Annotated in this window: 13 protein-coding genes; 8 read left to right on the plus strand and 5 right to left on the minus strand. The window is 42.0% G+C overall.

Annotated elements, in window-relative coordinates; all coding sequences use genetic code 11:
• Positions 1 to 130 precede the first annotated feature (130 nt).
• The gene (locus ACFSKO_RS19525) at positions 131 to 955 is read left to right on the plus strand and encodes a universal stress protein (protein ID WP_380254824.1); all 825 of its coding nucleotides are present in this window, start codon (positions 131 to 133) and stop codon (positions 953 to 955) included.
• A 43-nt stretch (positions 956 to 998) separates the two neighbouring features.
• Here the strand turns inward: ACFSKO_RS19525 and ACFSKO_RS19530 are convergent, their stop codons facing one another.
• Both ACFSKO_RS19530 and ACFSKO_RS19535 read right to left on the minus strand, forming a co-directional pair.
• The gene (locus ACFSKO_RS19530; RefSeq protein ID WP_380254826.1) at positions 999 to 1454 is read right to left on the minus strand and encodes a DNA polymerase III subunit chi; all 456 of its coding nucleotides are present in this window, start codon (positions 1452 to 1454) and stop codon (positions 999 to 1001) included.
• Positions 1455 to 1521: 67 nt separating this feature from the next.
• On the minus strand, positions 1522 to 3021 hold the full coding sequence (locus tag ACFSKO_RS19535; RefSeq protein ID WP_380254828.1) for a leucyl aminopeptidase: 1500 nt from the start codon (positions 3019 to 3021) through the stop codon (positions 1522 to 1524).
• Between the two features lie 204 nt (positions 3022 to 3225).
• Between ACFSKO_RS19535 and ACFSKO_RS19540 the strand changes: the two genes are divergently transcribed.
• The 6 genes from ACFSKO_RS19540 to rsmA all read left to right on the plus strand — a co-directional run bounded on the left by ACFSKO_RS19540 (position 3226) and on the right by rsmA (position 10929).
• Positions 3226 to 4404, plus strand: coding sequence for an LptF/LptG family permease (locus tag ACFSKO_RS19540; RefSeq protein WP_380254830.1), 1179 nt, complete (start codon positions 3226 to 3228; stop codon positions 4402 to 4404).
• The gene (gene lptG, locus ACFSKO_RS19545; RefSeq protein ID WP_380254832.1) at positions 4404 to 5528 is read left to right on the plus strand and encodes an LPS export ABC transporter permease LptG; all 1125 of its coding nucleotides are present in this window, start codon (positions 4404 to 4406) and stop codon (positions 5526 to 5528) included. Before ACFSKO_RS19540 ends, lptG begins: the two co-directional genes overlap by 1 nt.
• Before the next feature lie 4 nt (positions 5529 to 5532).
• Positions 5533 to 7740 carry an LPS-assembly protein LptD gene (locus tag ACFSKO_RS19550; RefSeq protein WP_380254834.1) on the plus strand — a complete coding sequence of 736 codons (2208 nt, stop codon included), beginning with the start codon at positions 5533 to 5535 and terminating at the stop codon, positions 7738 to 7740.
• 70 nt (positions 7741 to 7810) lie between these two features.
• Positions 7811 to 9052, plus strand: a complete 1242-nt coding sequence (locus ACFSKO_RS19555; protein ID WP_380254836.1) for a peptidylprolyl isomerase — start codon at positions 7811 to 7813, stop codon at positions 9050 to 9052.
• A complete protein-coding gene (gene pdxA / locus ACFSKO_RS19560) occupies positions 9052 to 10068 on the plus strand; it encodes a 4-hydroxythreonine-4-phosphate dehydrogenase PdxA (RefSeq protein WP_380254838.1) in 1017 nt (338 codons plus the stop codon). Before ACFSKO_RS19555 ends, pdxA begins: the two co-directional genes overlap by 1 nt.
• Positions 10069 to 10071: 3 nt before the next feature.
• Positions 10072 to 10929 carry a 16S rRNA (adenine(1518)-N(6)/adenine(1519)-N(6))-dimethyltransferase RsmA gene (gene rsmA / locus ACFSKO_RS19565; protein WP_380254840.1) on the plus strand — a complete coding sequence of 286 codons (858 nt, stop codon included), beginning with the start codon at positions 10072 to 10074 and terminating at the stop codon, positions 10927 to 10929.
• Between the two features lie 21 nt (positions 10930 to 10950).
• Here rsmA and gmk read toward each other — a convergent pair whose 3' ends face one another.
• Together gmk and ACFSKO_RS19575 are read right to left on the minus strand one after the other, a co-directional pair.
• Positions 10951 to 11613 carry a guanylate kinase gene (gmk, locus tag ACFSKO_RS19570; protein WP_380254842.1) on the minus strand — a complete coding sequence of 221 codons (663 nt, stop codon included), beginning with the start codon at positions 11611 to 11613 and terminating at the stop codon, positions 10951 to 10953.
• Between the two features lie 4 nt (positions 11614 to 11617).
• Positions 11618 to 12511 (minus strand): YicC/YloC family endoribonuclease, encoded by an 894-nt coding sequence (locus ACFSKO_RS19575; protein ID WP_380254844.1) that lies wholly within the window; start codon positions 12509 to 12511, stop codon positions 11618 to 11620.
• Positions 12512 to 12629: 118 nt separating this feature from the next.
• Between ACFSKO_RS19575 and ACFSKO_RS19580 the strand changes: the two genes are divergently transcribed.
• Positions 12630 to 13391 (plus strand): SDR family NAD(P)-dependent oxidoreductase, encoded by a 762-nt coding sequence (locus tag ACFSKO_RS19580; RefSeq protein WP_380254846.1) that lies wholly within the window; start codon positions 12630 to 12632, stop codon positions 13389 to 13391.
• Between the two features lie 92 nt (positions 13392 to 13483).
• Here the strand turns inward: ACFSKO_RS19580 and infA are convergent, their stop codons facing one another.
• Positions 13484 to 13702 (minus strand): translation initiation factor IF-1, encoded by a 219-nt coding sequence (infA, locus tag ACFSKO_RS19585; protein ID WP_047764743.1) that lies wholly within the window; start codon positions 13700 to 13702, stop codon positions 13484 to 13486.
• Between the last annotated feature and the right edge of the window lie 133 nt (positions 13703 to 13835).

Raw genomic sequence — 13835 nt, forward strand, 5'->3', positions numbered from 1 at the left:
CTATTGATAAAGGGATGATGTTATTGATCTCAATCAATGCAAAACCGTTATTATCGGTCCAAAATATGTTTGAGAATTTCAAATGGTCCGCATTGGCTGCCATCAAAGTTTACATGTTTGGAGATGAAATATGCTAAGAGATATTCAGGTTCAGATCGACAGTACTCTTGCAAGTAAGACCAGATTAGAAGCTGCCTTACAACTCACGCGTAAATTGGACGGCACCCACATTATGGGTGTGCATGCACTCAAAACTCCCGAAGCTATTTTAAGCGGAGCCCCTCATGGAGTTGTTGGATATTTTCCAGAAGAAATTATTGAGAACCAACGTGAACTTATTAAAAATCAAGCTCTTGAGCTAAAAGAATACTTTGAAGCCAATGTTTCAAAAATAGGGTCCTCACACGAATGGCGTCAACACGAAGGTCGGGAAGTTGATATCGTTGCTTTTCATGCCCGCTTTACTGACCTAACTATTATTAGTCAGGTAAAAGGCCGATTTGCTGATGAACTTGAATTTTCAGGGTCTCTTCTTATGGAAAGCAGCCTTCCTATTTTAGCTGTACCAGAAACAAAAATTCCAGAAGATATGATTGAGAATATTCTCATCGCTTGGGATGGATCAGCTGAAGCATCGCGTGCTGTTCAAGGAGCTATACCTTTGTTGAGAATGGCAAAAAAAATCATACTTCTTTCCGTTGGCCTTCCCGATGAAGGAAATATTCCTCAAGAAGATATCGCTGCCCATCTCCTACGTCATGACGTGAGTTGTGATCGGCTGGTCGTCGATAGCCCTTTCCCTGAAGACATTATAATGGCAACGGCAAAGGAACAGAATGTTGGTCTTATTGTAGCTGGGGCTTGGGGTCATAGCAGGATTAGAGAAATGATATTTGGTGGTGTCACTAAGAGTCTGTTCTCTAATCAGAAAATTCCCGTGTTATTATCTCACTAAATGAAAAAATTATATGTCTGATTCTGAGGAAGAGAAAGTCAATCTAGGCTTTCTTTTCCCAAGACCCTCTAACATTCTGTTGCCAATAAGTCAGCTCGTGATCAGCAGCTTTTAACTCTTTCCAAAATTCTCGAGCATCTTGAACCGCTGAAGAGTTGTTTCCATCGAATAGGATTGCACAAAGTTTTATTGTTTCGTTTTCGAGCCTCTCAGGTGATGCTCCATGAACAATAAAAACCACTTCCGCCGTGTCAAGGTCATCAGATTTAGTTGTCAACCAAATTGGATGGCTTTCAATACCGCCATCTCGTTTTGTCCCATGAGGTAAAAACGATTCAGGGCGGTAGCTCCACAAGGACTGGTTCAATTCCTCAAGACGGCGTTCGTCAGCAGAAAAAACTACTGCTTTTTGCCCACGCTCAATAACTTTTTCAAGCATCTTCGGTAAAGCTTCATCAAGAGATGTCTTTGTCAGGTGGTAGAACCGTACTTCAGTCATTTAATTCTTTGCAAAAATCAGGGGGCGGGAAACAGTATTCCCGCCCCCTGGAAATATCAGACTATAATTAAGCTTCGTAATTATCAGCAACAAAACGATCTAATAACCGAACACCAAAACCAGTCGCCCCTTTGGCAGCTGTTGGCTTTTCCTTGGTCGACCAGGCAACACCAGCAATATCAATATGAACCCAGGGCGTTCCATTTTCGATAAACCGTTGTAAAAATTGAGCAGCGGTAATAGAGCCTGCAGCACGACCTCCAATATTTTTCATATCCGCAGCATCACAATCCAATAATTTATCATAACACTCGGCCAGAGGAAGGCGCCATACACGCTCATCAACGGCATTACCAGCTGATGTTAGTTGCTCGGAAATATTATCATCATTGGAAAAAATACCCGCAATATCATTACCCAAAGCAACGATAATAGCTCCTGTTAAAGTTGCGAGATCAATCACAAGCCGTGGCTTGAATTTTTCCTGAGTGTAGGAAAGTACGTCAGCAAGAACCAAACGGCCTTCTGCATCTGTATTCAAAACTTCAATAGTCTTGCCCGAATAGGATGTGACAATGTCACCTGGCCGTTGAGCATTACCAGCAGGCATGTTCTCCGCAAGGCCACAAGCACCAACAACATTGACTTTAGCCTTACGACCAGCCAACACCTTCATCAAGCCAAATACGGTTCCAGCACCACCCATGTCAAACTTCATGTCTTCCATGCCCGCGGCTGGTTTAAGAGAAATCCCGCCTGTGTCGAAGGTCACGCCTTTACCAACAAATGCCAATGGCTTCTCTTCGACTCCGCCTGGAGCACCATTCCATTCCATGATAACAACTTTTGATTCTTTTTCCGACCCCATTCCCACGGCATAAAGGGCATTCATACCAAGATCTATAATTTCCTTCTCATTCAGGATCGTCACCTTTACACCAAGTAATTCGAGCTCTTTCGCTTGAGTAGCAAAGGTTTCAGGGTAAAGTTGATTAGGAGGTTCAGAGACCAACTGGCGGGTTAAGAAAACGCCCTCAGATACTTTTTCCAACTTATCAAAAGACGTTTTAGCAGACCGCGGTTCAGCACAATGCACGATAAAGTTATCGAGCAGTGAAGCGTTATCAGTTTTTTTAAGCGTTTTATAAGTATCGAATTTATAAGTTCGCAATAACGCACCGAAAGACAGGTGTGAAGCTAAAGTAGATTCGTCAAGACGACCAACTTTCAAATCATCTAGAATCACACTGACTTCTTTTTCACCTTTCGACGCCAAATCCCTGAAGAGTTTCCCTCCCAAGTTTTCAATATCTGTAACTTTCAAATTAGTGGTTTTTCCTAATCCAGCTAATACAATCCGGGAATTACTCAAACCACTTGGGGCAAGAATTTCAAGAAAATCCCCGTTTTTACCCTTAAAACGATTACTCTCGATACTACGCCGAAGAGCTCCACCTGTTGATTTGTCCAGAAGTTCTGCTGTCTTAGAAAACTCACCATCTTCGAATATTGTTACAACGAGCGCCCCTGAAGTTGAAATATTACCAGAAACAAAGGAAAAATTCATGCCGTCCTCTTAATAAAATGAATAAATGAAACACAAGACTTTTACACATATGGTGCCCTAAAATGCTGGCGCAATCATAGAACTTTGCGAACCATCATTCAAATCTCTTATACAGTGAAGGAAAAATCCACGAATTAACTGGACGTGGCAAGCCTGTTCTGGCTATTTCTACACAGTAATTTTTGTAAAAAAACAATGGGTTCTATGCAGACGATTTCACGTTATATGTTGGTGCAGCTAATTTTGTTCGCCATTTCTGTCGCAGTTTCACTTGCTGTAGCAGTATGGTTGGCTCAATCTCTACGATTCGTCGACATGATCGTGAATGATGGTTTGCCAGCATCAACATTCTTTTATTTTATTATTTTGTTGATGCCTTATTTTCTCGTCATAGTCATACCCGTTGCTACATTCTGTTCTGTTCTGTTCATCTATAATAAAATGAACACGGATAGCGAACTAGTCGTATTAAAAGCTGCTGGATTCTCGCAATTTCAACTTGCGAAACCTGGTATATTGCTCGGCGCTTTATCAATGCTGACAGTAGTTGCAATCAACTTTTATTTCCTCCCCGTATCGTATCGAGAATTTAGAGAATTACAGCATTTTTTCAGAGATAATCTTTCACCTGTCCTCTTAAAAGCTGGCAAGTTCAACACATTAAACGACGAATATACGATTTATTTCAAAGAAAAAACACCTGCCGGAGAACTTAAAGGCTTACTTGTACATGATAGCAGTACACCCGGCGTAAATGTTACTTACATCGCCGATACTGGAGCACTGCTTAAAGAAGATGATGATTTTCGGGCCGTTCTTTGGGATGCGAGTAGACAAGAAGTAGATCCGCTAACAGGACGGATGTCCATCGCCTATTCTGACAAGTATATTCTTAAGTTTGGTGACATCAATCAAGAAGAAGGCGATCGTTGGTTAAAGCCCAGAGAACGCTTTTTGCACGAGTTACTATTTCCTGATTCTTCAGACTCCCGTGATGTTGCTAATCACGATAAGCTCGTCGCAGCCGGACATTACCGTATAGCAAGTCCGCTATTTACTCTGGCCATGGCCTTCATCGCTCTTGCCTGTCTTCTATCTGGAGAGTTCAGTCGTAGAGGGTATCTCGGACGAATAATGGTTGCGATCACCTTTATGGGGATTATGATGTTGGCTATGTTCTTATTGAAAGACATTGCTGAGAAAAATAAAAACTTTGTTCCCTTACTCTATATTTGGCCGCTTGTTGTCATACTGGCTTCTATCTTCTTTATAAATAAGAGAAAAAAGCGGAAATCAAAAATTAATACCCATACTGACAAACCAAACCAAGATCCAATCTCTTTTGGTAACGCCCCGAATATAAAATCGAAGCGGACGACGTAATGACAGCTATCACAAGAAAAAAGACTGTCAAAGCCTCTTTTATATCTTGGACTCTCTTTCGGTATTTCTCAAAGAACTACCTCATCAGCTTTTTGAGCTTCTTCTTCGTCTTAATGGGGGTCGTGTTTCTTATTTCCCTTGTGGAAGTATCTGATGATCTCGAAGATAAAGCAGTTCCGTTCCTTCAGGTTGTCAAAGTTGTCCTTTTCCGTATGCCTCAGTTAAGCGAGGAGATCATGCCATTCATGGTTCTCTTTGCTGCCATGGCAACGTTTTGGAAACTCACAAGAGCCAACGAGCTCGTCATAATTAGGTCTACAGGTGTATCGATATGGGGAATTATATTTCCCTTTGCCTTTTGCTCGCTGTTGCTTGGTGTGCTCTCTTTTTCAATTATTAATCCAATATCTTCTGCACTTTTTGCAAAAAATAAAGAAATCAGTAGGACCTATAAGAAAAAAGACCAAGCAATTTTTAAAGTTTCAGAAACAGGCCTTTGGCTGAGGCAACCGGATCCGACAGGTTTAACGGTTATTCATGCCGGTTCAGTAAACAAAGACTTGTCGTTAAACGATGTCATTATTTTCAACCTCACTGAGAATAGTGAATTTCTCTCTCGCTACGATTCTAAAACTGCTCATTTAACAAATGGTAACTGGGTTCTAAAAGGATCTTGGCACTCTTATCCAGGCAAAAAACCCACGTACTTTGAAGAGCTTCTGATACCAACAGAACTGACAATGGAAAAAGTACAAGATAGTTTTGCCAGCCCAAAATCAATTTCATTTTGGGAACTCCCTTACTTTATCAACTTGTTAGAGAACGCAGGGTTTTCAGCTGTAAAACTTAAACTCCAATTTCATAAACTTTTATCAAAACCCTTTTTGTTTTTGGCGATGGTATTACTTGCAGCAACATTTTCCATGCAACAACATCGACGTGGAAGAGTTGGCTTGATGATACTTTCTGGTATTCTTACTGGTTTTCTGCTTTATTTTCTTTCAAACTTTGTTTTTGCCTTGGGTCAATCGACTAAAGTTCCAGTTGCTTTGGCAGCCTGGTCACCTGCGGGAGTATCGTTATTGTTAGGGGTTACTATGCTATTACATCTGGAAGACGGGTAAACATATGTCTTTTAGGGGGGTAAAAACATTACTTAAAAATAGCGTATCTATTGCTGCTATATCTATTGCATTGAGTTTTGCTATTAATACAAAAGCGCATGCTCAATCCGTTGAGGGCATCAACAACGAAATTCCTGCTCTGATAACGGCTAACGAAGTTATCTACGACGAAGGTCTTGGAATTGTTACAGCAACAGGAAATGTTGAAATATCACAAGGCGAACGTACAGTTTTAGCTGACAGTATTTCTTATAATATGAATACCAATGTTGTTACAGCAACAGGAAATATAAGTCTCCTAGAACCCAGTGGTGAGATCGTTTTTGCAGAACATGTCGAATTAACAGATAATCTCAAAGAAGGTTTTATTCGTGATATCCGCGTTCTCTTAACTGATCGTAGCAGATTAGCAGCAAGCAACGGGCAACTAACAAGTGGTAATATATCTGTATTCACAAATGGTGTTTTTAGCCCTTGTGAGCTTTGTAAAGACGATCCCAACAAAGCTCCAATCTGGCAGCTTAAAGCCAAGAAGATAACACATAATAAAGAATCACAAACCATCAAGTATGATCATGCATGGATGGAAATTTTCGGTGTCCCTGTGATTTATACTCCTTATCTTGCTCACCCAGACCCCACGGTCAAAAGACGGAGCGGGTTCCTCCTCCCCAGTTACGGGAAATCTACCCAACTAGGTATCACGCTTCAAATACCATATTACTGGGCGATTGATGAATCCTCCGAATTACTCTTTGCGCCAATTGCTACCACGAAACAAGGCATTGTCCTCGCAGGCGAATACGAGAAAAAGTTTAACACCGGAGATTTATCCATAGAAGCAAGCGGGACCATTGCTGATTTAGACGATAACAACGGTAAGACCAAGAAAGATAAATTTCGAGGTCAGATCATAAGTGAAGGACGTTTTGATCTTGATAAAACCTGGCGATGGGGCTTCAATGCGGAGCATGCATCCGACGATACCTATGGTCGCGTCTATGGTTTCAATACAGATTCTGAGCTTGAAACCAGCGCCTTTATAGAAGGATTCCGTGGACGGAATTACGCCAAATTAGATAGTTACAAATTTCAAAGCCTTCGAAATGACGTTGATGATTCTGAAAACCCTTATGTTCTTCCGCGCGTACAATACGGCTTTCAAAGTCAACCAGGCATAACCGGGGCAACCTACCGCCTCGATGCCAATGCTCAGGCATTAGGTCGCTCGGAAGGAAGAGATAGCCGACGCGTATCCCTTATTGGCGGTTGGGATTTACCCTATACTGGGTCATGGGGAGATCAGTACAAATTAACCACTCAAGTTCAAGCCGATGGATATTGGGTTAATGGTGTAAATCAGGACAACGACACCATTCGTAAAGAAGGTGATACTTATAGCGGACTTACTGGCCGCGTCTTCCCTCAACTCGCTCTTGAGTGGCGGTATCCCTTTGCTAGTTACCGAGGAAACTTTACCCAGACGATTGAACCTATTGTCCAGGGTATTCTCGCACCAAATGGATCTAATCCCAGCGAAATACCAAATGATGATAGTCGAGATTTTGAATTTGATGACGCCGCCCTTTTTGATCTAAATCGCTTTGCAGGAACAGACCGCGTTGATTCAGGAAGTCGGGTTAGTTATGGCTTCAAATGGACTGCAAGTACAACAAGTGGAAATCGAGCAGATCTTCTCGTTGGTCAAAGCTATCGCTTTACAGGTAAAAATGACCTTTATGAAGAAAATTCAGGACTTAGAGATGCGGTTTCTGACATCGTTGGTCATATTGGAATTTATACTATCGATGACTTTTCTGCTCTTTATCGTTTCAGGTTTGACCCTGACGATTTAGGATCGAACAGGAATGAGGTTGAGTTAAATGTTGGACCAAAAGCTCTAAACTTAAGTTTGGACTATGTTTACTTGAAAGATGATAATGTCGACGGCACAAATTCTGATCGAGAAGAAGTTAAAATTGGAATAAACAGTGAGATTTCAAAATACTGGAGTCTCAACTCTAATTATACAAGAGACATAGACGCTGGGGAATCTCGAGAAGCTGGCTTGGGACTGATATATCATGATGAATGCATTATAATAGATACTCAATATTCCAGAACTTGGTTCAGTGATAGAGAGATTGAACCAGACGATAGATTTACGCTTGAACTAACATTTAAGCATCTCGGAACGATTCAGCCGCTATAATAGAAATTTTCTGAGTTTAACAGCCATAATCTCTGTTATATCTTATACGAATAAGGAATTAGGTCCTCAAATGAAACACTTGTTTATTGCCCCTCTCTTGAGTATCTCATTGCTTTTCGCAATGCCTATCAAAGCACAAGATATTTTGCGACCAGCCGCAGTTGTGAACGATGATATTATTTCTTTACTGGACGTTAGTCAGCGCACGAAACTTGCCATAATCTCTGCTCAAAGAAAGAACACGCCCGAAGTTAGACAACGGATGTTACGTCAAGTAGTCCGGACTTTAATTGATGAACGATTAAAAATTCAAGAAGCTGAACGCCTCAACATCGACATTTCTGATAAACAAATACAAGCAGCATTGGCTGGCGTTGCAAATCAAAACAAAATGAGCCCCGAAAAATTATTAGACGGCCTGCGAAAGCAAGGTATTCTTCCCACAACACTTTTCGATCAATTTAAAGCTGATTTAGCTTGGCGTGCTGTCGTCAACAGAAGCCTGCGTTCTTCTGTCAACATCTCAGACGCTGAGATAGAAGAGGTTGTAACAAAAATTCAATCCGAGGGATCTAGTACTCAAAAACGGATTTTTGAAATTTTCCTTGGTGTTGATACAGCATCTGAAGATTCTCAAATAAGACAACAAGCTGCTGACATTATAGATACAATTAATAATGGCGGTCGATTTTCTGCCCTTGCAAGGCAAGTATCAGAATCCAATAGCGCGAGCCTGGGTGGGGATCTTGGTTGGCTGCAAGCCGGACAATTATCAGCTGAGCTCCAGTCTTCTGTAGCCAATGCCTCAACAGGGAGTCTGGTTGGCCCAATCAGGACCACACGAGGTTACTACATTCTCCTCATACAAGACGAAAGATCAGCTCAAAGTGAACAAAAAGTTCATTTGAAACAGTTCCTCTTTTCATTGCCCGCAAATCCGAATTATGAACAATCACAAAAAGCGCAGTCAAGGGCCGCTGATGCAAAACGAAAATTTAATGGCTGTAGCACAATGGATCTGCTTGCAGACGAGCTTGGAGATGAAGGTTCAGGCGATCTTGGGACAATAAACACCAATGACTTACCGCAAGCAACTCGAAATGCTGTCAGCGAAGTCAAAGTTGGTGAAACGACACAGGCCATATTGGTTTCTGGTGGTTTAGCCGTTATTGCCATATGCGACCGGCAAGAAAGTGGCGGTGTTGATAAATTGGCAATCGAACAAAAATTAACAGATGATCGTTTGGATACTTTAGCTCGTCGTTATTTACTTGATTTAAGACGTAGTTCAAATGTGGACATCCGTCTGTAATGCAAAATAACGCTCGACCTCTTCCACTTGCTATCACAATGGGAGAACCTGCGGGTATTGGAGGCGAGCTATCTTTAAAAGCATGGCAACAATGCTCTAAAGATACTTTACCCTTTTTTATTGTCGATGATCCAAAACGTTTACAAGATATTTCAGAGCGTTTATCGCTCGATGTACCGATAAAAAAAATTACATCGCCTTCAGAAGCATCCTCCAGTTTCAAACACGCTTTACCTGTCATCGAGCAAGAGCTTTACAAAGCTGTTTCCCCCGGCATTCCTGACAGCTTAAATGGATCCTCTGTCCTTGCATCTATTGAGCGCTCGGTTTCTTTTGTTCAATCTGGTCAAGCCTCTGCAGTTGTAACTAATCCAATCAACAAATCAGTTCTCTATGATGCCGGATTCAAACACCCCGGCCATACGGAGTTCTTGGCAGAACTTGCCAGCAGCGATACCGCTTCTGTAATGATGCTGGCCTGTAAACAATTACGTGTGGTGCCCATAACTATTCATCTCTCGCTCACGGAAGCAATAAAAGCGTTAGATGAAAATTTGATTGTAAACACAATACACACAACCAATACCGCACTAAAACAGGATTTTGGGATAGCTCACCCGAGGATCGCAGTCTCAGGTTTAAACCCTCATGCGGGAGAAAATGGATCAATGGGCCGAGAAGAAATCGACATAATTGCACCCATCCTTGATAAATTACGCAATGAGGGGATCAATGTAACCGAACCTCTGCCCGCAGATACCATGTTTCATGCAAGAGCAAGACAAGAGTATGATGTTGCAGTTTGCATGTACCATGATCAAGCCTTGATCCCAATAAAAACTCTCGATTTTGACGGTGGAGTAAACATTACACTCGGCCTTCCATTCATCAGAACATCCCCTGACCATGGCACCGCTTTTAATATCGCAGGTAAAGGCCTAGCCAATCCCAGTAGCTTACTGGCCGCGATTAATATGGCTTCGAATATGGTAACTAAACGTACTCTGAGATTTTAGAAAATGACAAGATCACCTGACGGTCTCCCGCCCTTACGCGAAGTAATTTCTCTATATGATCTTGCCGCAAAAAAATCACTCGGTCAGAATTTTTTACTCGACTTAAATTTAACGTCACGTATTGCCCGTAATGGTGGCCCCTTAAATCAAGGAACTGTTTTTGAAATCGGCCCCGGCCCAGGTGGTTTAACACGTGGCCTCTTAATGGAAGGTGCCAACAGAGTTATTGCCATAGAAAAAGATCAACGGTGTATCAAGGCCCTTAAAGACGTCACTGCTGCGTATAACGGTAAGTTGGAAGTTATCGATCAAGATGCTCTTAAAACCGATTTGACACAGCTTGGCACAGCACCTCGGCGTGTAGTTGCCAACTTGCCTTACAACATCTCAACTGTCTTGTTATTACACTGGTTAAAACAGCTTGCTGCTGATCCCACAGCCTTCGCCAGCTTGACATTGATGTTTCAAAAAGAAGTTGTCGATAGATTAACGGCGAAACCGCGAACGAAAAATTACGGCAGACTAACAATCATGACCCAATGGCTATGCGATACCACTGCGTTGTTTGACATCCCGCCGCGGGCATTCATCCCTCCACCAAAAGTAACATCGACTGTTGCCCGTTTAGAGCCTCGTTCTCAGCCACTTGCAAAAGCCAATGTTTACGATTTGGAAAAAATAACAGAAGCAGCCTTTGGGCAAAGAAGAAAGATGTTACGCCAAAGTTTAAAGTCACTCGGCGTAGACACACCAAGGCTTATCTTAGAAGCCAACATCAAAGAAACCTCTCGAGCAGAAGAGCTTTCAATTGAAGAGTTCTGTTCACTCGCAAGAGTATACGGAACACTGAAACCCACTTGAATCATGCATGTAGAATCTAATTCAGGCTTGCCTTAAATCCCTAACGAAATCATCCAACCCAGGTCGACGCTCCCGCTTCAGACGTTCAGATCGCAATATCGCCTGAACATCGGCCACTGATTTTTCGACATTTTTATTTATGATGATATAGTCATATTCAGCCCAGTGGCTCATTTCATCTGCCGCTTTAGCCATTCGGCCTTGAACAACTTCTGCGCTATCTTGTGCTCGGGCATAAAGTCGGCGTTCGAGTTCTTGCAAAGAGGGCGGAAGAATAAATACTCTTACAATATCATTAGCAGCCCGAGCAGCGACCTGCTGTGTACCTTGCCAATCAATATCAAACAAAACGTCCTTACCGTTGCTGAGCCCTTCTTCTACGGGTTCTCGTGGCGTTCCGTATTTGTTATCAAAAACTGTGGCATACTCAAGCATATCTCCTCGCTCTACCATTTCATCAAACTCTTTGACGCTTACAAAAAAATAGTCTTTTCCATGCACTTCACCCGGACGTTTTTTTCGTGTGGTCGCGGATACGGACAAGGTCAAGTCTTGTTCTTTTTCCAATAATATTCGCGATATTGTGGTTTTTCCTGCACCAGAAGGAGAAGACAATACCAACATTAAGCCCCGGCGATGAATTGAGGTGTTAGGATGAATTGAGGTGTTAGGAAGCTTTTTCATTTTACTATTCGACATTTTGGATTTGTTCGCGCAATTGTTCAATTGTAGCCTTCAGATCAATGCCTATACTCGTCATTGTCACGTCCGCTGACTTTGAACAGAGCGTATTTGCTTCACGGTTAAACTCCTGACAAAGAAAATCTAATTTGCGTCCACAAGGTCCTCCTTGAGCCAATAGATCACGAGCTGCCGCAACATGAGCGGCCAAACGGTCGAGTTCTTCTCGAATATCAGCTTTGGTTACCAAAATTGCGATTTCTTGTGCCATGCGTTCATCAGATACAGGACTTCCATCTTTTAATAACTCAGCCATCTGCTTTTTAAAACGGTCGTGAAGAGCTGTGGGTTGGGTTGCCGCAAGATCAGAGGCTTTTTTATGTAGCGCTTCGATATCGTTTAATTGACTTTGAGCGATTTCAGCAAGCCTACTACCCTCTTGAAGTCGCATTTCTGCCATCTGGAATATTGCCTCTTCCAGACTAATGTAGATCAAATCTAGCCGCTTTTCTTGATCCATCGGCGTTTCTTCTTCTTCAACAAGCTCCAAAACTCCCCGTAAATTGAGAATCCCATCAATTGAAGGTGCGACAGCATCCAGCTCGTTACCTATGCGCGTTGCTAAAGGAATTACTTGCTGGAGAATCTCTTCGTTGACCTGAAGTTTGATGGTTTTTTGCTTATTATCAATCATTAGGTTGACGTGAAAGTTTCCACGCTTAAAGCTTTTAGCCAGTTCGGACCGAACTTTTGCATCCAGAGCTTCGTATCCATTTGGCACGCGGCATCGTGCATCCAAATTTTTACCATTTACACTTTTGAGCTCCCAAGACCAAGTCGTTCCGACATATTCTCCTTCGGATCGGGAAAAGCCCGTCATACTCGCGATTGCCTTACTCATCAGTGTGTTCCTTAACAAAACGAAAGAAATGTAGGATATCCAACCAAATCGTTTGCTTTCTTCAGAAGCTGGATTATTTTCATAGCTTTATACTCAATACATACGAGACCCTGCAAGAATGACAGACCCGAATACAGTATTAATTACTGGTGCTTCCAGTGGCATCGGCGCTTCCTTAGCTGAATCTTACGCAAGTTCAGGTAAAAGGCTCTTTCTTATAGGTAGAAATCGTACGCGCCTCAATGATGTTGCCATAAAATGTGAGAAACTTGGAGCTGTTGTTCATAAAGTTGTTTTGGATATTAAAGATCCGGTGCTATGCAGCCACGTTATTAAAGAAGCAAATGAGATTTCTTCACTCGATTTAGTCATCGCAAATGCTGGTATTTCTGGTGGTACCGGGAATACAGGAGAAACCGATTCTCAAGTCAGAGAAATCATGGATGTAAACATCTATGGTGTTATTAATACTGTCCTTCCAGCCATTGAGGTTATGAAAGTAACCGGCCGTGGACAAATCGCAATAATGTCCTCTCTTGCATCTTTTAAAGGCCTTCCTAGTGCACCCGCTTATTGCGCGAGCAAAGCTGCCGTAAGAGCTTGGGGAGAAGGATTAAGAGGTGACCTAAAGAAAGATAACATCAAAGTGTCTGTTATAACACCGGGTTTTGTGAAAAGTGGTATTACGGCAGTAAACAAATTCCCCATGCCCTTTTTAATGGATGGCTCAGAAGCCGCAACTATTATCAAAAAAGGGTTACAAAGAAACAAAGCTCGTATTTCTTTTCCAAAGCCAATGTATCTAGCCGTGCTGTTATTCGCTTCTTTACCACTTTATTTCTCAGAATTCATTTCAGACAGACTACCAAAGAAATCCTAGGTCCCTAACAATCAACAAACACAAAATGCGCGTTTCATCCAATGACAAAACGCGCAGCTGTATTTTCTTTTGCTACAAAGTAGAAAGAATTCTTACTTATGACGAAAGGTTATCCGACCCTTAGTCAAATCGTAAGGAGTCATTTCCACGTCAACCTTATCGCCAACCATGGTACGAATGCGGAACTTACGCATTTTCCCACCAGTATGAGCAATAATCTCGTGTCCGTTTTCAAGCTCAACCCGGAACATTGCATTCGGTAGCTTTTCAACAACAGTACCACTAAACTCGAGGAGTTCTTCTTTAGCCATTCATTCTTGCCTTTTTCTACCGCATTCTTGCGTCGCGCAAAACTACCCAACATCTGCAAAAGGTCAAGTAAACATCGTACTTTCAGGCTAAAATTATAAATAAATTGGTATTTATACCGCTATTATCCCATTA

This window comes from Kiloniella antarctica, assembly GCF_042682825.1.
Classification (GTDB): domain Bacteria; phylum Pseudomonadota; class Alphaproteobacteria; order Kiloniellales; family Kiloniellaceae; genus Kiloniella; species Kiloniella antarctica.

Excerpts from the sequence above, each read along its gene's own strand:
- ACFSKO_RS19525 (WP_380254824.1), top strand. The coding sequence starts at position 131 with ATGCTAAGAGATATTCAGGTTCAGATCGACAGTACTCTTGCAAGTAAG.
- gmk (WP_380254842.1), bottom strand. The coding sequence starts at position 11,613 with ATGAAAAAGCTTCCTAACACCTCAATTCATCCTAACACCTCAATTCAT.
- pdxA (WP_380254838.1), top strand. The coding sequence starts at position 9,052 with ATGCAAAATAACGCTCGACCTCTTCCACTTGCTATCACAATGGGAGAA.
- ACFSKO_RS19555 (WP_380254836.1), top strand. The coding sequence starts at position 7,811 with ATGAAACACTTGTTTATTGCCCCTCTCTTGAGTATCTCATTGCTTTTC.
- lptG (WP_380254832.1), top strand. The coding sequence starts at position 4,404 with ATGACAGCTATCACAAGAAAAAAGACTGTCAAAGCCTCTTTTATATCT.
- rsmA (WP_380254840.1), top strand. The coding sequence starts at position 10,072 with ATGACAAGATCACCTGACGGTCTCCCGCCCTTACGCGAAGTAATTTCT.
- ACFSKO_RS19530 (WP_380254826.1), bottom strand. The coding sequence starts at position 1,454 with ATGACTGAAGTACGGTTCTACCACCTGACAAAGACATCTCTTGATGAA.
- infA (WP_047764743.1), bottom strand. The coding sequence starts at position 13,702 with ATGGCTAAAGAAGAACTCCTCGAGTTTAGTGGTACTGTTGTTGAAAAG.
- ACFSKO_RS19550 (WP_380254834.1), top strand. The coding sequence starts at position 5,533 with ATGTCTTTTAGGGGGGTAAAAACATTACTTAAAAATAGCGTATCTATT.
- ACFSKO_RS19575 (WP_380254844.1), bottom strand. The coding sequence starts at position 12,511 with ATGAGTAAGGCAATCGCGAGTATGACGGGCTTTTCCCGATCCGAAGGA.
- ACFSKO_RS19540 (WP_380254830.1), top strand. The coding sequence starts at position 3,226 with ATGCAGACGATTTCACGTTATATGTTGGTGCAGCTAATTTTGTTCGCC.
- ACFSKO_RS19580 (WP_380254846.1), top strand. The coding sequence starts at position 12,630 with ATGACAGACCCGAATACAGTATTAATTACTGGTGCTTCCAGTGGCATC.
- ACFSKO_RS19535 (WP_380254828.1), bottom strand. The coding sequence starts at position 3,021 with ATGAATTTTTCCTTTGTTTCTGGTAATATTTCAACTTCAGGGGCGCTC.